The sequence below is a fragment of the Hymenobacter montanus genome (assembly GCF_014699115.1).
GTDB classification, from domain to species: Bacteria; Bacteroidota; Bacteroidia; order Cytophagales; family Hymenobacteraceae; genus Hymenobacter; species Hymenobacter montanus.
Genome location: NZ_JACXAD010000022.1, coordinates 53,257 through 70,531, shown reverse-complemented (window position 1 = coordinate 70,531; position 17,275 = coordinate 53,257). Strand labels below are relative to the sequence as shown.

At 57.3% G+C, this 17,275-nt stretch carries 23 protein-coding genes; all 23 read left to right on the top strand.

The window, feature by feature from the left end; translation table 11 throughout:
• Positions 1 to 46 precede the first annotated feature (46 nt).
• The 23 genes from IC235_RS17625 to IC235_RS17515 all read left to right on the top strand — a co-directional run bounded on the left by IC235_RS17625 (position 47) and on the right by IC235_RS17515 (position 17,203).
• A complete protein-coding gene (locus tag IC235_RS17625) occupies positions 47 to 1,063 on the top strand; it encodes a hypothetical protein (protein ID WP_191006519.1) in 1,017 nt (338 codons plus the stop codon).
• A 92-nt stretch (positions 1,064 to 1,155) separates the two neighbouring features.
• Complete coding sequence (locus IC235_RS17620) at positions 1,156 to 2,244, top strand: phage capsid protein (protein ID WP_191006518.1); 1,089 nt, start codon at positions 1,156 to 1,158, stop codon at positions 2,242 to 2,244.
• Between the two features lie 61 nt (positions 2,245 to 2,305).
• Positions 2,306 to 2,806 (top strand): hypothetical protein, encoded by a 501-nt coding sequence (locus IC235_RS17615; RefSeq protein ID WP_191006517.1) that lies wholly within the window; start codon positions 2,306 to 2,308, stop codon positions 2,804 to 2,806.
• 62 nt (positions 2,807 to 2,868) lie between these two features.
• On the top strand, positions 2,869 to 3,285 hold the full coding sequence (locus IC235_RS17610; RefSeq protein WP_191006516.1) for a CHAP domain-containing protein: 417 nt from the start codon (positions 2,869 to 2,871) through the stop codon (positions 3,283 to 3,285).
• A 5-nt stretch (positions 3,286 to 3,290) separates the two neighbouring features.
• A complete protein-coding gene (locus tag IC235_RS17605; RefSeq protein ID WP_191006515.1) occupies positions 3,291 to 3,842 on the top strand; it encodes a hypothetical protein in 552 nt (183 codons plus the stop codon).
• Positions 3,839 to 4,561: a hypothetical protein gene (locus IC235_RS17600; protein ID WP_191006514.1), complete on the top strand. Its 723-nt coding sequence runs from the start codon at positions 3,839 to 3,841 to the stop codon at positions 4,559 to 4,561. Before IC235_RS17605 ends, IC235_RS17600 begins: the two co-directional genes overlap by 4 nt.
• On the top strand, positions 4,562 to 5,812 hold the full coding sequence (locus tag IC235_RS17595) for a DUF2586 family protein (protein WP_191006513.1): 1,251 nt from the start codon (positions 4,562 to 4,564) through the stop codon (positions 5,810 to 5,812). It abuts the gene before it with no gap.
• The gene (locus IC235_RS17590; RefSeq protein ID WP_191006512.1) at positions 5,813 to 6,235 is read left to right on the top strand and encodes a hypothetical protein; all 423 of its coding nucleotides are present in this window, start codon (positions 5,813 to 5,815) and stop codon (positions 6,233 to 6,235) included.
• Between the two features lie 88 nt (positions 6,236 to 6,323).
• Complete coding sequence (locus IC235_RS17585; protein ID WP_191006511.1) at positions 6,324 to 6,683, top strand: hypothetical protein; 360 nt, start codon at positions 6,324 to 6,326, stop codon at positions 6,681 to 6,683.
• A gap of 14 nt (positions 6,684 to 6,697) precedes the next feature.
• A complete protein-coding gene (locus IC235_RS17580) occupies positions 6,698 to 6,868 on the top strand; it encodes a hypothetical protein (protein WP_191006510.1) in 171 nt (56 codons plus the stop codon).
• Between the two features lie 61 nt (positions 6,869 to 6,929).
• Entirely contained in the window at positions 6,930 to 9,092 is a 2,163-nt protein-coding gene (locus IC235_RS17575; protein ID WP_191006509.1) for a phage tail tape measure protein, read from the top strand.
• The gene (locus IC235_RS17570; protein ID WP_191006508.1) at positions 9,089 to 9,685 is read left to right on the top strand and encodes a DUF6046 domain-containing protein; all 597 of its coding nucleotides are present in this window, start codon (positions 9,089 to 9,091) and stop codon (positions 9,683 to 9,685) included. The genes IC235_RS17575 and IC235_RS17570 overlap by 4 nt, the downstream gene beginning before the upstream one ends.
• Complete coding sequence (locus tag IC235_RS17565) at positions 9,682 to 10,683, top strand: hypothetical protein (RefSeq protein ID WP_191006507.1); 1,002 nt, start codon at positions 9,682 to 9,684, stop codon at positions 10,681 to 10,683. The genes IC235_RS17570 and IC235_RS17565 overlap by 4 nt, the downstream gene beginning before the upstream one ends.
• Positions 10,683 to 11,123: a hypothetical protein gene (locus IC235_RS17560; RefSeq protein WP_191006506.1), complete on the top strand. Its 441-nt coding sequence runs from the start codon at positions 10,683 to 10,685 to the stop codon at positions 11,121 to 11,123. Before IC235_RS17565 ends, IC235_RS17560 begins: the two co-directional genes overlap by 1 nt.
• A gap of 3 nt (positions 11,124 to 11,126) precedes the next feature.
• Positions 11,127 to 11,348, top strand: coding sequence for a hypothetical protein (locus IC235_RS17555; protein ID WP_191006505.1), 222 nt, complete (start codon positions 11,127 to 11,129; stop codon positions 11,346 to 11,348).
• Positions 11,345 to 11,650: an oxidase gene (locus tag IC235_RS17550; protein WP_191006504.1), complete on the top strand. Its 306-nt coding sequence runs from the start codon at positions 11,345 to 11,347 to the stop codon at positions 11,648 to 11,650. The genes IC235_RS17555 and IC235_RS17550 overlap by 4 nt, the downstream gene beginning before the upstream one ends.
• Positions 11,637 to 11,945, top strand: a complete 309-nt coding sequence (locus tag IC235_RS17545) for a hypothetical protein (RefSeq protein WP_223847384.1) — start codon at positions 11,637 to 11,639, stop codon at positions 11,943 to 11,945. Before IC235_RS17550 ends, IC235_RS17545 begins: the two co-directional genes overlap by 14 nt.
• 1 nt (position 11,946) lies before the next feature.
• On the top strand, positions 11,947 to 13,077 hold the full coding sequence (locus tag IC235_RS17540; RefSeq protein WP_191006502.1) for a hypothetical protein: 1,131 nt from the start codon (positions 11,947 to 11,949) through the stop codon (positions 13,075 to 13,077).
• A 6-nt stretch (positions 13,078 to 13,083) separates the two neighbouring features.
• Positions 13,084 to 14,505, top strand: coding sequence for a hypothetical protein (locus tag IC235_RS17535; RefSeq protein ID WP_191006501.1), 1,422 nt, complete (start codon positions 13,084 to 13,086; stop codon positions 14,503 to 14,505).
• A 3-nt stretch (positions 14,506 to 14,508) separates the two neighbouring features.
• Positions 14,509 to 14,946: a hypothetical protein gene (locus tag IC235_RS17530; RefSeq protein WP_191006500.1), complete on the top strand. Its 438-nt coding sequence runs from the start codon at positions 14,509 to 14,511 to the stop codon at positions 14,944 to 14,946.
• Position 14,947: 1 nt separating this feature from the next.
• Positions 14,948 to 15,784 carry a hypothetical protein gene (locus tag IC235_RS17525; protein WP_191006499.1) on the top strand — a complete coding sequence of 279 codons (837 nt, stop codon included), beginning with the start codon at positions 14,948 to 14,950 and terminating at the stop codon, positions 15,782 to 15,784.
• Positions 15,774 to 16,283 carry a hypothetical protein gene (locus IC235_RS17520; protein WP_191006498.1) on the top strand — a complete coding sequence of 170 codons (510 nt, stop codon included), beginning with the start codon at positions 15,774 to 15,776 and terminating at the stop codon, positions 16,281 to 16,283. The genes IC235_RS17525 and IC235_RS17520 overlap by 11 nt, the downstream gene beginning before the upstream one ends.
• On the top strand, positions 16,283 to 17,203 hold the full coding sequence (locus IC235_RS17515) for a hypothetical protein (protein ID WP_191006497.1): 921 nt from the start codon (positions 16,283 to 16,285) through the stop codon (positions 17,201 to 17,203). The genes IC235_RS17520 and IC235_RS17515 overlap by 1 nt, the downstream gene beginning before the upstream one ends.
• Positions 17,204 to 17,275 lie beyond the last annotated feature (72 nt).

Genomic DNA, 17,275 nt, shown 5'->3' with positions numbered 1-17,275 from the left:
GTGCCTGTAACATTGTGCCTCTCAACCGAAGCACCCCCCTTCCTCAATGGCTGACAAACCAACCCGCTTCGTCATCTCCGACGAAAATGAGGTCAACTCCTATGGCATCCGCGTGATGACCGCAGGCATCGACATTTCGCAGTATGAGCGCAACAACATACTGCTCTATATGCACCAGCGGGGCCGCGTCATTGGGCGGGTAATCAACCTTCAGAAAGAAGGTCCGCTGCTGACTGGTGAACCAGTCTTTGACGAAGAGGATGAATTCGCGGCTGAAATCAAACGCAAGGTGGACGGGGACTGGCTGCGGGCTTGCTCGCCCGAACTGGATGTAAGCGCCCCTGGCTGCTTTTCCGATGACCCCGCTTTGCGCTTGGCTGGCCAACTATTTCCCACCGCCATTAAATCAAAGCTCTATGAAATAAGCATTTGCGACATACCTGGCAATGATAGCGCCCTGCGCTTAACGATGGGTGGGAGCCTGCTGCTGTCGAAAGATGCCGCCGCTACTGCTGAAGCCTTCAAACAGAATTTTCCCAATCTCCAACTCAATTACAAGCCCAAAATGAAGCTGGTTTTATCCCGCCTCGGCTTGTCGGAAAACGCTTCGGAAGAAGCCGCCCTGGCAGCCATCGACAAGGTGAAGGCCGATGCCGACACCACCACCGCCAATTTCATCCTGAAGCTGGCGAAGGAACACAAACTCATCAAGCCGGAGAAAGAAGCCATGTTCCTGCGCTTGGCCAAGCTGGACCCCGAAGCTGCATTGGAGCTGGTGGACTTCAGCGGCCTGAAACCCGCTGGTGATGCCGCCCCGCCCAAAGACAGCCTGCGCCTGACCGACGTGGTGGACCGCAACGCTACGGCCAATGCCGCCGCAGCTGCTGCCGCTGCCGCTGCTGAGGGTCCGAAGGATGAACTGGAAAAGCTGGTGCTGTCGCGTGCTGATTGGGACGCCCGCCGCTGGGAGCGTGATGATTCCAAAACCTGGCTGCGCCTGAAGCGCGAAAAGCCTGAAATCCACGAAAAGCTTTACAAAGCCTTCTACAGCATCAAAGGCTAAACCTCGATACCAGTGACCATTTGGCCCGCCTTAATCTGGTGGGTTTGTCCAAAAACCAATCTATAACTACTGTCTAACGACAAGCTTTTAGTATGAAATTGAATCGTAAAAACCTCATTTATAACGTGGTGATGGTAATGGCGCTGATTATGGCGCTTGCGCCTATGTTCGGCGCGGTGGCTGCTACCGCTACCGGCGCGGCTGTGCTGGGTACGGGCTTCCTCCTGCCAGCTCAGCCGATGGGTTTTCAGGCTCCTTTTGCCTTTATGGCCATTCAGAAGGAGGTCTGGATTGCGGACATCGACCAGAACGTTTTCCCCGATGATTCTTTCATCAACAAGTCCCGTGATGATTCGGAAGGCTTGCAGGGGCGGATTGTTCACGTTCCGCAAGCCGGTGCGCCTCCCACGGCACAGAAGAACCGCGCTGTGACGCCTGCCGTGGTAACCAAGCGCACGGACACGGTGAATGACTACGTGGTGGATGAGTACACCACAGACCCCACGGTGGTAACGGTAACGGAAGAAGTAGAAGCCAGCTACAACAAGCGCATGGATGTGATGGGTGACCACATCAGCACCCTGCGCAGCACCGTGGCTGACGGGATGCTCCTGAACTGGTCGCCTACGCTGCCCACCAACATCTTCCGCACCAGCGGCGCGGCCCGTGACGCTTACAAGGGCTTCCAGACTGGCCAGCGCCTGCGGGTGGCCAAAGAAGACTTTGCCAACGCGGCCCGCTTGCTGGACCGCATGGATGTGCCGCGTGAAGGCCGCGTGGCCCTGGTGGATGCCGACCTACTGATGGACCTGATGTTGATTCCCGAATTCGTTTCGGCCAACATCTTCGGCCAGGGTGCCCTGAAAGAAGGCGTGCTGGGCCGGGTGTTCGGTTTCGACATCATGGTGCGCAGCCGGACCCTGCTCTACACGGCGGCCGGTGCCCCCAAAGATGTGGCCGCTGCCACGGCTGCCACGGATGGCGCTTCCATCATCTTCTGGCATCCCCAATTCGTGCGCAAGGCGGTAGGTAGCCGCACCAACGGCGGCATCGACGTTTTTGAGCAAAACGGTTCGCCCACCATGTATGGTGATGTGATGTCGGCAATGGTTCGCGCAGGTGGTAAGATTTCCCGAGCCGACCAGCGGGGCGTGATTGCCCTGGTAGAAAAAGCGGCCTAATCCAGCTGAATTCAGGCGTGTCGATGGACACGCCTGAATTCACAATTTCAACGATACGACAATGGGAAACCTCCTCATTATCCTGGCTTCTGTTCTGCTGTGGGCTGCTGTGGTGGCGCTGATTTGCACCATCGTGGACAACCTGGTTCCTGGCTTCGTGCGGGGCATTGCTGCCCGCGTGGCCGCAATCTTTCATCGGGCCAAACACCAAGTGGTCCGCTTCACCCGCTGCCACGGTGGCATCACCATCACGGTGGCCGCGCTGGCTGGCTGGTTCGCCTACGGGCCTATCCTCCACCTCTTCACTGGTGATGGTCCCGATGGCCCGGCGCTGATGGATGTGGGGGTTTTCCAGACCATCCTGCTGGCCATCGTTCGGGCCGTGGCGCTCTACTGTTTTTCGCGGCTATTAGTCAAACGGTACATCACGCCAGTCGGACGCTTCCTTTTCACCATCCGCTTTGTGCGGGCTTTCTACAGGCTTACCGAATGGCAAAAAATCATCGCCTCTTTGTGGGTGCTCTCGCTCTTTGTCTTTTTAGCCACGCAGCTAACGCACTAACGACCAATAAAGAAGATAGTATCCGAACCCGCCTGGCCACAGTCTTTAACAGCCAGGTGGGCGTGACAGAAACCGGCTTCAATCGGGGGCCGAAAATTAAAGTTTATCTGGCCAGCTCGGGCAACGTGGAAGGCCAGCCCTGGTGTGGTGCTTTTGTCTGCTGGTGCCTGAAGGTGCTGGGCTTGAAAGTGCCAGCCGGAGCCGGGGCCGCTGCCAACTGGTTCCCGCCCGAGCGGGTGATTTACCGGCGCGGCGGGGCCATGAAACGCAAGCCCAAAACCGGGGACTGCGTGGGCTTCATCTACGGAAGCCGCATCGGCCACGTCGGGTTTGTGGACCGCTGGACGGATGATTTCGCCATCACGGTGGAAGGCAATACCGGAAGCGGCCACGGCATCACTCGGGAAGGGGATGGCGTCCACAAGATGCGCCGCCTGGCCTCTCAAATATCATTAGTGAGCTGTTGGATTCCTCGATAAAAACCATGCGCTACCCAATCCGCATTAATGACCCCAAAACCAACCTGGTCAGCTGGATGCTGAAGTTGGGGGCGCTTATGGTCCTGGTGGTGGCCAGCTTCGGCTGTGCTACCACCAGATTGGAACCCAACGAAACCATTATCACGGATTCCACCACCAAGCGGGTGGTTCAGCGGATGGTGTCGGTGTCGGCTCCTGGTGATTCGGCCCGCCTGCGCACCCGCATCCAGTACGACGAAAAGACCGGGCGTTTTAAGCCGGTCACCATCTACAGCCAGGCCGGACATACCACCCTGGCTTTCGGTCTGGATGCCTTCGGGCAAGTGACCATCCAGTCCATCACTGCGCCCTGGACATTTCAGGTGCCCGTGACGGACACGCAGGTGAATCACACCAGCACCAAAACGGTGAAACAGACGCAGGTGGTGAAAGCCCCGCTGAGCCGCTTTGTGAAGGGCTGTATTGCCTTCACCATCGGTGTGCTGCTACTGCTCACCATCGGGCTTTACTACAAGCTCAGCAACCCTTTTTCATTCATTACACGGTTTTTCAAATGAGCAAAACGCTTTACACGGTGGACCAGCTGAAGGACATGGCCCCCGATTATTTTGCCAGTAACCCCGATGCCCCCTATCTGGTGGCATCTACGCATGACGGCATTTTTTACCGTCCTGAGAATGTGGGCTACGCGCAAGCTGGTGCCGATGCCAACGGCGGCCAGCTGGTGAAGGTCACGGCTGACGCTGAAGCCAGCGAAATCACCACGGCGGCCATGAACGTCCACGTCAACCGCCTGGCTGCGGCGCACGGCGGCAAGGTGGAAGACCTGGTGCAATTCTTCGCCACCCACCTGCAACGGGTGGCTAACGGTGAAGAGCCATCGAAGGTGCTGACGGACATTCTGGCCGGCGCACTCCCGGAAGAAGAGCTGGCCGGGCTGGGTCTGGACGATGCCGACCAGGACGACGATGCCGACCAGGAAGACAACGACCAGGACGAAAGCGACCAGGATGATGCTGACCAGGGCGGTGAAGGCACGGCTGACCAGCCGGATGCTTCAGCTCAGGATGAGCCGAATTCTGCCGACGTGGAAAAGCTGGCTGCTAATGCTTCCTATCAGGTAGCCAAGCCCGCCACCACTTCCACGGAAGCCCCTGCGCCCGCCTCGACTGAAGCCGCGCCCGTGGCTAAGCCCGCCCGCAAAGCTGCGGCCCCGAAAAAGGTCGCTGCCGCCAAAAGCCCGAAAACCAAAACGTCCACCAAAGCAACCGCCTAAATGACACTGGTAGCAGAACGGCCCAATGTGAACATCCTTTTGGGCAATGGAAACCTGGCCACGGAAGTGGACAATGCGGATGGCCTGGCCATCATCGTCATCGGCGCACCCGTGGGCTACGTGTTGAGCGAAACGCTGCTCTACAGCAAGCGGGGCGCACAGCTGGCCGGGGCCACGGAAGCCGATGACGTGACCAATGCCGCGCTGGTGTATGAGCACATCCAGGACTTCTACACGGAAGCCGGGGACGGCACCCCGTTGCGGGTGCTGCTGGTGCCTGCGGCCACCACGCTGGTGCAACTCTTCACGCCTGGCCATGCCACCAACACGGCTCTGCTGAATAAGCTGAAGGCCGAAAATGGCAAGATGCGCCTGTTGGGCGTGGCCCTGAATCCCGCCGCTGCTGAAGTGGCCGGGCCTACGGGCATCACGGCGGACCTGCTGACGGCTATTCCGTTGGCGCAGGCTTTCGCGGATGCTGAGTTTGACGCCTTCCGCCCGCTGGACATTGTGTTGGAAGGCCGCTTGTTTACGGGCACCACCACCAACGCTTACGACCTGCGCACCCTGGAAGCCCCGAGCGTGGCCGTGACCATCGGCCGGGACAGCCTGCGGGCTGCGGCGCTGGTGACTGCGGGGATTGCCGTGGCCAGTAAGTACGCGCAGGTGGGCAAGGTGCTTGGTCGGCTTTCGGCCATGCCCGTCCAGCGCAGCATTGGCCGGGTGAAGTCGGGCAAGCTGGCCGGTATCACTGCTGCGGAGCTGAGCGGGGGCAAGCTGGTGACTGAGCTGAGCGACGGCAAGGGCGGTGACCTCGACATCCTGTATAACAAGGGGTACATCTTCCCGCTGATTCATTCGGGGCGTGATGGCTTCTTCTACAACGGAGATGCGACGTGTACGGCCCGCACGGATGATTATGCCTTCATCAAGCTGAGCCGCACCATCCACACCGCCGCCCGCATTGCCCGTGCCACCTACCTGCTGGAATTGCTGGATGACGTGGACGTGGACCCGGTCACGGGCTACCTGTCCGCCATCCAGGTGGCCAGCTTCCAAAATGAGCTGCGCAAGGCGCTGGAAGATGGGATGGGCACCAACATCTCGTCCGTCACGGTCTTCGTGGACCCTAAGCAGAACGTGCTGTCCACCTCCACCATCAAAGCCCTGGTGACCATCGTGCCCAAAGGTTCGGCGGAACACATCGAAGCCACAGTCCAATACGACAACCCTTTTAAAACCGCCTCTTAAATGACAATCAACGGCAAAGAATACAGCTGGGCCGACATCCAGTTTGCCTTCCTCGGGCGGGCAGTTCTCGGAGTGGTGGCCATCAAGTACGGCGAAAAGCGGGACCGCAAATTCATCCGCGCCGTGGGCAATAAGCCGGTGGCCTACGCCAACGGTTCGCCGGATTGCAACGGCTCCATCACGGTGCTGCAAAGTGAGTTTGAAGCCATTGTGGCCGCTGCCAAAGCAGCCGGAAAGACGCCCACCACGCTGGCCCCTTTCGACATCATCACGCAGTACCTGGACGATTCCAATTTGATGATTAAGGACATCTGTAAAAGTGTCCTGACCCTCGAATGGGAAAAGGCCAGCAAGCAGGGCGACCTGAACATGGAAGTGGAAATCCCCTTCACCTGTGCCGAAATCGAATTGCAGGCCGCTTAGGCTTTTAAACACCTTTTGAACACTTAAAAACCGCTAGAAATAGCACTACGGCCATAACGGCTTCAAAAATCCTCAAACCCCTTTCAAAATGGACAATCTGAATAGCACCACCGCAGGCGACGCTGTTGAAACCCTTGCCCTGGTGGATAAAAAAGGCAACCCCACGGAACACCAGGTGGCACAGTGGGTGGCCGCGCATGGTGAGGTGAAATGCTTTGAAGTTGGTGACCGCCAGGTGTACTTCAAACAGCCCACCCGCCAACTGGTGAAAGCTGCCAACGCGGCCCTGGCCAAGAGCCGGGACGTGGATGCCTACCAGGAAACCATCCTGAAGAACACGCAACTGAACTACCAGGCTGAAACGGAAAGCAACGTGCAACTCTTCTTCGCCCTGGCCAACAAGGTGGACGAAATCATCACCAGCCTGTCCGCCACGCTAAAAAACTAATTGAGCAGGCGGAAGTGGACCGCCATACCAGCTTCCTGCGGCTGGTGGATTCCATGTTGAGATACTACTACGGTCTGAGCCAGGACCAAGTGGACCAGCTCACAGACCTGGAATGGGCGGAACACTTCGCAGACCTCAAATGGCTGCGGCAAAAAGAGGCCGAAAGCGGCCAGGAGAATAAATAATTGAAAGGGGTAGCGGCCAAAGGCGGCTACCCCTTTTTCATCTTAATCCCGACACTATCCGATGAAAAATTACCAGTGGGTGCTGAACCTGGTGGACAAGGTTTCCGGGCCGATGCAACAGATTTTGCAGCGGGGGGAAAAGGTGTCCGGTGTACTCGACAAAGCGAAGGCCAGCGCCAAATCCATGTTCCTGAACATGGCCGTGGCTGGCCAGGTGGCGCAGGGTTTCACCACCATCAACAACGCCATCACCAGCGCGGTGGAACCGGGCGTGAAGTTTGAACAGACCCTGGCTGAACTGTCGGCACTGACAGGCACCACGGGCGCGGCCCTGGATGCAATGGGCCAATCGGCCCGCAACACGGCCAGCATTTTCGGCGGGCCGGTTAGTGGCTACGTCACCAGCGCCACCAACATCCTCGGGGAACTCGGGCCGCAGCTGGCCAAGAACCAGGCGGCTATGGACAGCATGACCACCAGCGTGGCCATCCTGTCCAAAAGCATGGGCGGAGATGCCGTTGGGGCCACCGCTGCTTTGACTGCTTCCATGCAGCAGTTTGGCGTGGACACGAACAATCCGGTGCTGACGGCGAAGGCCATGACCACGGCCATGAACGTGATGGCTTCAGCGGCAAACGCGGGGGCCGCTCAGGTGCCACAAATCACGCAGTCACTGGCATCGGCCGGGGTGGCTGCCAGCAATGCGCGGGTAAGCTTCTACGAAACCAACGCCGCCATCCAGGTGCTGGCCGCTGGCCAGAAGAAAGGAGCTGAAGCCGGGGTGGGTTTGCGGAACGTGCTGGGCAAGCTTTCGGAAGGCCGCTTCCTGCCGAAAGAAACCCGCATGGAACTGAAGGCCGCAGGCGTGGACATCAACGTCCTAGCCAATAAATCCCTCACGCTAGGCCAGCGCCTGACTGAGCTGAAGAAAATTCAGAAGGATGGGGCACTGGTGACCAAGTTTTTCGGGGTGGAAAATGATGCCGTGGGCAACATCCTGCTGCGTGGGGTGGATAAGATGGCACAGTTTGAAAGCCAGATTAGGGGCACCAATGGGGCCGTGGATGCTGCCAAAATTGTGATGAACAGCTACGCGGCCCGCATGGACCGGATGAAGGCCATGTGGGAGAATTTGGGCATTGAAGTTTTCAACGCTACCAAACCCTACCTGCCATACATCCAGACGGCCGGGCAAGCTGCGGCCGTGATGAGCCAATCCCTGCCTATCCTGGAAATCATGAAAAACGGCCTTGTTCACGCAGCCAGTGCTGTGTGGGATTTTGGCTTGGGCCTGGCCAAAGGGGCGCTGGCCGTGCTTCAGTTCGGGGCGCGGATGCTGCTGGTGGCGGCGCAGGGAATTGGCTCCTTCATCCTGAGCATGGGGCGGGGCATCATTTCCATCTTCACGTTTGGCACCTCGATACGGCTTCAGGCGGCGCTGGCTTTGGGTATCTTCCAGAACCGGCTGAAGGCGTTTTCCATGCAGGGTTTCCTGACCAGTATGTGGCAGGGCAGCGTAGCCGCACTGCGGGCCGGGGCGTCCTGGCTGTGGGCGGCTGTGACGGGCCTGCCTGCGCTGATTGCCGGTTTCGTGACTACCACCGCCGCACAGTGGGCGTTAAACGTGGCCATGAATGCCAACCCCATCGGGGCCATCATTCTGGGCATTATGGCGCTGGCCGGGGCGGTGTACCTCATTATCCGCAACTGGGACGTGGTGAAAGGCTGGCTGCTGGCACTCGGCAACTTCTTCATCAAGTACAATCCCTTCACCATGATGGTGCAGGGCATCTTCAAGCTGTTTCCAGGGATAGAAGCCTGGTTCCGCAGCCTGTGGGATAAAATCACGGGTTTCGTGCATCAACTGGTCGGCAAAATCAAATTCCTGTGGGACAAGATTGCGCCCTACCTCGGCTTTGGGGAAATGAAGATGGGCGGGGACATCGAAAGCAAGCTGATTATAGCGGGCAAGAATGAAGACCCCTTTGCGGCTGGCCAAACGGCCATCGGCGCAGCTGGTAACGGCAAGCTGAAGGCTTCAGTGGATAAGGTGGCCAGCGGTGGCAGCAAGCCCACCACTATCAACATCCACATCGGGAAATTCCAGGATTCGGTGAACTTCTACACCACCAATATCAAGGAAGGCGTGAACGATGCCATGACCATGCTGGAAGAGGGATTGACCCGCGTGGTGAATGGTGTAAGTCAAGGAACAGGAGCATGAGCGAAGTAAAAACAACACCAGCAGCGCCCCACACAGCGGCCACCTTCCAGCTCGGGGCGCTGCTGACGCGCCTGCCATACGGCGGCATAGAACCTTTTGAGAAAGCCCGCCAAGCCGCCGAATTCAAAGCACCCACGGCTTCCGACCTGGGCACGCCTCGATTCTTCGCCATGCAGCTGGATGAAGTGATGCTGCCCAATGAGCCGCTGATTACGGTCAGCGGCTCAAAGCACATGGTGGAAACGGTGATAGCCGGAGGTGACTTCACCGTGATTGAAATGATTGGGGCCGATAACTACGCCATCAAAATCCAGGGCTATGCTGTGCGCGAAGGCAACCGCAGCCAGGCCGTGGCCAATAGCCTGGTGCCGGAAGATTACCCCGAAGAATGGCTGCGCAAGCTGATAATGCTGTTTCGGCGCAACCGTCACCTGAAGGTTCAGTGCCAGCTACTCACCTATTTCAACATCACGGCCCTGGTCATCAAAACCATTGAATTTCCAGCTATTGAAGGCGCTTCGGACTACTTCGCCTATCAGATTACGGCTGTGTCTGATGAATCATCCCTGGCCAAACTCATTCGTAAAAAATGAGCATTCTACTGACTTGCCGGGTAACGATTGGGGACATCGTTTATACCAAGATTTCCGGGTTTGATTCGGAATCCAGCTGGAAGAATTTGGGTGATACGGCCACCCTGAAGCTGTACGGCTTTTGTACGGTGCTGGCATCGGACGATGACACGGAAGGCACTGTGCAGGCGCTGGAAGACTTGGTGCAGGTAGGCGACCCTGTGACCGTAGAACTTGGCTATGACGGCGAATTGCACACGGAATTCCAGGGCTATGTGGCCGAAATCAAACTCACCATCCCGTTTGAACTGCGCCTGGAAGATGGGTATTTCAACCTGAAGCGGACCCGCGTGAACCGCAGCTGGAAGAATACCACCCTACGCAAGCTGCTGGCTGACTTGGTGCCCACGGCCATTCTTTCCCCGAGCATCCCCGATATGAGGATAGACACGTTTCGGGCTGACCGCACCACCACGGCCGGGGTGCTGAAGAAGCTGAAGGATGATTACCCTGGCCTGTGTGCCTACTTCCGTGACGGGCGGCTTTTTGTAGGGCTGACCTACACGGAATTCACCAGCACCAGCGGGGTGGAAGCGGCCCTGGCTCTCTACAGCTTCCAGCAGAACATTGTAGATGATAACCTGACCTACCAGCGCAAAGAGGATGTCCATATCAAAGCCAAAGTGGTGGCCATGCACCAAAACGGCAAGAGAACTACCACAGAAGCCGGGGACGTGGATGGGGAGGAACGAACCATCACCCTGCGCACGGAAACGAAGGACAAGACCGTGCTGAAGCTGCTGGCTGAAGCGGAGCTGGCTAAATTCAAATACGACGGTTACCGGGGCGATTTTACCGGCTTCGGAGTGCCCCGCATCATTCATTCCGGTGTGGCGGATTTGCTCGACACAAAGCACCCACAGCGGAGCGGGCGCTACCTGGTGGATGCGGTAGGAATCAGCTTCGGGCCGGAAGGCTACCGGCGCAAAGTGACACTAGGCAAACGCAGCTCGCACTAATGGAAAATATTGTGAATATGCTGAAGCAGCTGGTCCTGGGTGACCTAGCTGCTATGGTGGTGACGGGCACCGTGAAGGACGTGGACAAAGCGGCCCGCACCATCGACGTGGACCCCGACGATGAAGGGGCCGAACTGCTGAACGTCCGGCTGCGGTCGGTGGTGGATGGGGCGCAGGACGGCTTCACCATCTGGCCAGTGCAAGGCAGCACCGTGACGGTGCTGATGCTGGATGACCACACGGGCCTGGTGGTGCAATACAGTGCTGTGGAAAGCTACAGCATCCGAAACGGCCAGGAGAGCATGAAGGAACTGATGTCGGACTTATTTGACGCCATCGGCCGCATGGTTTTTCAGACCAACAGCGGCGCTACTCTTCAGCTGGTGAATGCTCCCGAGTTCACCGACCTAAAACGACGCTTTAACCTCTTATTCTCTTAACCGATGCCACTAAACAGAGCCGCCGCTAAAACACGTCTGGCCAATCTGCTGGATGACATGGCCCGCCGGACTACCGCAGGGCCGCAGGACCGCGTGGATTATGCCAGTGAGCTGGTGGACCTCATGGCCGATTTGATGACCACAGCCACCATCACGGGCAACGTCAGCACCACGGGAACGGCCGCAGCTCAGGCCGGAACCATCACCACCGCCAGACTATCATGAGGGTTTTTGATTTGCTTTTGAACAGTGATAATGACCTCGACATCCAGGGCGGTGACTTGGTGGTGGGTGAAAGCACACAGCAGAACCAGAAGCTGATTTTGCAGTCCAATCCCGGCGAGTGGCGGGCCGCGCCCCTGGTGGGCGTGGGCATCCAGAACATGATTGAAGACGATGCGCCTTCAGCGGCCATCTCTTCCAGCATCCAGGCGCAGTTTGAAGCGGACGGGATGGAAGTGGACCACATCAACCTGAGCGGCGCGACCCTGGACGTGGCCGCTTACTACCGTGATGCAAATGACTAAGGTGACGGTAAGCGCAGGCCAGAGCCTGCTGGATGTGGCTATTGGCCTACTCGGGGGCGCGGACGGGCTGTTTGCCCTGGCCGATGCCAACGGGCTGGCCATTACGGATGACCTGGTGCCCGGCCAGGTGCTGGTGGTGCCAGACGGGGCCACGGTATCAGCTGACACCGTGGCCTACTTCCAGGACCAGCAAATCCGAGTGAACACCACAAACCTGGTACGGGCGCAGGTGCCTGAGCAGGAGGGTCTGATTGACCACGACGAAAACGACCACGACGAACAAGACTTTTATTAATATGCCAAACCTCATTCTTGGTGCCCTGGCTGATGCGATTCGTAATTCTACGATTGCCAACATCATTTCGGGACGTAAAAACAAAGCGGTTGATTATCGGACGGTGTTTGGCACCGTGGCCGATGCCGTGGCCCTGCTGGAAGGACTTCAGCGGGGCGCTCGCATTCTGCAAGGCTACGGCCCGCCCGATGCCAGCATTGGCATTGAAGGTGATGCCTATGTGAACACTAGCACATCAGATTATCACATCCGGCATCAATTCGGCTGGCAGTTTCAGTTTCGGCTGAAGGGTGCTGATGGCTACACACCACAGAAGGGCATCGACTACTTTGACGGGCATACCCCGCGCAAGGGAGTGGACTACTTTGATGGCGTGAACGGCAAAAGTGCCTACCAGCAGTGGCTGGACGCTGGCAACGTGGGCACGGCCGCACAGTTCCTAGCCAGCTTGCACGGGGCCGATGGCCTGAACGGTGCCCGTGGCAGTGTGACCCGGTGGGAGAGTTTTGCCCCGAGCAATGAAAGTGGTAATGCGGGGGATACTTGGTATCACGCCATTTCGGCCACGAAGTATGCGCTGTATGAGTGCCTGGGGCCGCAGCTTATGGCCTCGTTGCCTTCAGAAAACCCGCAGGCCGTGGTGGTGAACCCGGCCGCATGGCGGTTGCGCTTCACCAGCCCCGACGCCACAGCCACCACCACACCCGTCACACCAGGCACAGGTGGCCATACCATTCAGAAAGATGGAACGTCCTTCAGCGCCCGCACCAATCTGAATTTTATTGGGGCCAATATCACGGTCACAGACAACGCCGCTACAGGCAGCACAGAAGTCCGCGTGGGTGCCTCAGTCGCAAAGTATTTGTGGCAAATGGCCTTTGGTCAAGTGGCCGCCGCGCCGCCACAGGACTACCGCGTGGCCACCACTATCAATTTGGTCGGGCGTAGTTCTGGCATCGCTTCAGCCAGCTACCAGGTAGGCAGCGGGGCCGTCACGCCTTTTGTCTTCCTGGCTAATGTGGACACTCGGGGAATCTCCATTCCCGCAGGGTCTTCCCTCACCATCTCAAACGTGGTGTATCAAAGCGGCTACACGGCCGGAACACTCTTTTTTGAAGAAACCATTTCGTAATTCACCATGCTCCATAATTTCCATTGGCACCTACAAAATGGCTTACCCGAATCCGGCGTGGCCTTTGTTTCAAAAACTGGTGGCGCGGGTGGCACAGGTGCGCCTGAAGACCCCTTCAATACTATTCTTTGCTACACTCAGAACCTCGGGCCATCCTACATCGTGGTGGGCGCTGGCAATTATGCGATGGAAGGCCGCATAGCCATAAACCACCGCGTTGTTGCTGATGGCCTAGTCCAAATTCAGGGCAACAATTTAGACGTGTACAAAATCTACGGCGGACCAGTTGACACAGAATTGTATGACTTGCGCATTGTAGTGGGCCAGTCTTTTCAACTAGCTGGCACAGACAACCTAGTCAGCTTCCTGAACAGATGTTTTGTGAAGGCTCAGAACAACTTAGCCGGGGCGGTCCTGACCACTGGTGGCGGGACTTTTCCGGCGGCTGAAAGCTCCATTTTCAAAGGGATGCTGGATGGGACGGGAAGCAACCTTGTCCGTTTTACGCGCTGCCTTTTTTTCAATAGCAACTTGGCCGTTTACTGGATTAAATACAGCTACACGGACCCGCTTTCTACCATGACGGTCCAAAACCCTGCGGACTGCTCAAATAATAATATCCGTGGACCTATTATCGTGGCGGGCACTTTTTACCCAACACTAGCCGCCGCGAAAGCTGCTGACGCTACTTGGTTTCCGAACTGTGTGAGTGTGGACCCGCGCTTCAATAATTCAGCGCGTGAGGATTATACTTTACGCCTGGATTCGCCACACCTAGCCGCTGGCATTGGCCCCGTTCATTTGCGATATGCGCAGGGCTGGTATTTAGTCAGCACTTGCACCGCTGGCCAGGTGTGTACGCCTGGCAATACTTGGCTGGTAAACTCAGCTGATGGCAGCATTGTGAATTTCCTGGTGTTGACAGGGTTTTCCTGGTCACAGCAAGGGTCTATTTACATCACGGAAAACACAGCTGGCAACTTTCAGGCGCGGTATCGGATTGCGCCCGTCCAGGTGGCTGCGGTGGCTCAAATTCTGCGGGCGGTGCCGGTGCTGACTGGCTACAACTTTGATACGTCTTTCCCCGCCACAGCAGCCAGCTTTGACAGTAACCAGCCGGACGTTCAAAACAACAACGTGCCGGTGGCCGTGGACTATGCCAGCGGGGACGCTGGTGTGACGCCTCACAGATTGACCATTGGGATGCGCTGGTCCACCCGTCAGGCACCTTTGGACGCTGTGGCCACAGATTGGGTTACGGGTGCCACCTTCCTTCCCTTTGAGGTGGGCGCGGTGCCTTCCTGGAACCAGGCCACCAACCGGGGCAACGGGGACCAACTCTTTGATGCCACACCCGCCAACGTTCAAAACGTTCGCGCCCTGTGGGTGCAAATCGAGTATCGGGCCATTAACAACTATTACAGCTAGGCCATGTCAGAATACACGGATGCCCTGGCTGCTGGCAAGGTTGGTCACTACGGTTTTGGAGTTCAGATGACGCCTGTGGCGTCTGATGTGTTTGGCCACTTTGGTTTTGGCGTCACGCTGGCCACCAATTTCCTGCTGGTGGTGCTGGATGAATTCGGTTCCCCTGTGGATGCCGGAACCTCTTACACCCTGGACTACTATGACCCTGTCACGGGCCAACAAAACACGCTTCCGCTCTTCCATAATCCTGCGGTTCCTTATCAGGCCACTTTGCCAGAAAACCAGCCGATTGTATTCGCGCTGACTGGTTCCAATCGCTACGCCGCAGGCCAAACCGCCCAAATGACCATTGCGCCTAATCAGTTCGGCGTTCTTCAAATTAGACTGAGTTATCCCGTGGGCAGTGTTTACGTCCGCATCACTCGCAAAAACCCCGCATAAGATGGCCAGAACAATAGATGAAATTGAAACCAGTATTCTGGATGAGATAGCGGCCACGCCTGAGCTGGCCGGGCCTGAAGGTCTGACCAGTCCGTCAGCCGTTGCCATTTACCGGCTGCTGGCCTACGTGATGGCCGTGGTGCTGCGGGTGCATGAAACCATCTTTGACCGTCACATGGCGGACGTGGATGCGAAGCTGGCCAGGGCGCAGCCAGGAACGGCGCAGTGGTATGCGATACAGGTAAAGAAGTTTCAACAAGGCGACCAGCTGGTGGTGGATGACGATGGCATCCACTACCCGGCTGGTAGCACTGGTTTGAAGCTGGTGACGCAGGCCACAGCCAAAGAGAACTACACCACCAATCAGCTCTTCCTGAAGCTGGCCACCGATGACGCGAGTGCGCCGGGTGGCCTGCGGGCATTGACCGGGCCGGAAATGACGCAGGTGCGCGGCTACATTGCCCAAATCCGTTTTCCAGGAACGCGCATTGTCGAAACCACAGGCGACGCGGACCGGCTGAAGGTGCTGGCCACGGTGTATTTCAATCCGCTGGTGAACCTGGATGCGCTGAAGGCTGCGGTACGGGCGGCGCTACGGCTGTATCTGGCAAGCCTGGACTTTGATGGCCTGGTGTACCTGAGCAAGATTGAAGATGCCATCCAATCCGTGGCCGGGGTGAAAGATGTGCTGCTGGGAACTGTATCGGCCCGAAATGGCACTGGCCAGGCGGTGGCCATCACGCGGTTTTATGAAACCGTGGCGGGCTTCATTGTGGAGGATGATGCGGCCGGGGATGGATTCTTAGACACTATCACCTTCGTGCCCAATGCCCAATAACAGCACACCCCTACGCTACCGTTTTGACATCGGTGCCCTGGTGACAGGGCTGAAGCCTTACCTGCTGCGGAAACCAGTGCTGCGGGCCTACTTGATGGCCCTGGCCTCACCTGTGGCCACGCTCTACACTCGCTTTGTGGGCTACGCTGCTACCACGAAGCGCAAGCTGTCTTACTCGGGGCAAAAAATGGCGTTTGAACGGTCTTTGAACGACCAATTTGACCCGGCCTTTACTCGCATTCGCATCATCAATTCAGATGAGCAGATAGAAGCCGATTATGATTTCTTCATGGCTGAGAACCACCAGCCACAGGAGTATCTGCGCTTCATCAGCGAGTGCCCGCCCTTTGAATATGATTTCTTCTTTCAGGAAATCGTGAACCAGGTGGGCTTCATTGTAGAAGTGCCTCAATCGCTCAGGCCGCAGGAAGCGGCCCTGAATGCAAGAATCCGTCAGCTGAAGCTGGCAATGGTTAAATACTCAATCAACTACGTGTAATGCTGAATCTTCTATTTGATTTGAACGGCCGCCCTCGGGGGCTTGATGACCTGAAAACGCTTCAGGAACAAACGCAATACGCCATCTATGGCCAGTTCTTAGGCTTGCCTGCCTGTGTGGTGTCGGGCTGTGAAATTCGGCCGCAGGCAGGTGGCCAGGTCGATATTGGGAATGGCCTGGTATTTCTGGAAAGCGGCATCCATCGTTTCAACGGGGCCGCAGGTGTTACCCTACCAATGGAACTGTATCTGGATGCGGCGGTGGATACAGATATGCGCCCGTATTTCGATGGCGTTTCCCGTGCCTGTATGTCAGAACGGAAGGTGGCCATTCGCGCCGTAGGTGGCACAGGTGAAGCGGTGCGGGTGATGCCGGAAGGTGTGCTGCGCTTTGAAAAAGCCCGTGAAGCCCTACTGCGTGAAGTGGGTGATTTGCAGTTCAGCACTCGGATTGTGGCCACTGACTACGACACCAGCGGCAAAGGCAAGTACGGCACCAAAGCGTATGGGTGGCAGCTCAGTGGTAACGGCACTACTGTTGATATTCGTGGCCGTTTCCCCGTGGTTGCTGATTCACGCTCATCAGATTATGCGCTGGGTGTAACGGGTGGCGCTGCAAAAGTGACCCTGGGTGCTACAGAAGTACCACGGCATACCCACAATATGGGTAACGCTGGCCAGCACACCCACAACGCCACAGTTGCCCACGAAGGCGACGATTCCAGTCGCATTTACGGCGTGTTCGTAGGCCAGCAAAACGGCGCATCCGGTGGCACAACCACCGCTTCAGTGCAGCAGGCAGGTTCCCACACCCACACGCTAGATGCAGCGGGCGGTAATGCTTTAGGTGGAACCGACGAACACGAAAACCGGCCACCATACGTGGCTTTAGGCGCTAGGGAGTGGATTGGCTTACTTTAACAGCTTGAAAAGAAAAACCCGGCTTGTAGCCGGGTTTTTTGCTTGTTACGGGCATTTTTTCAGAAAGAGGCA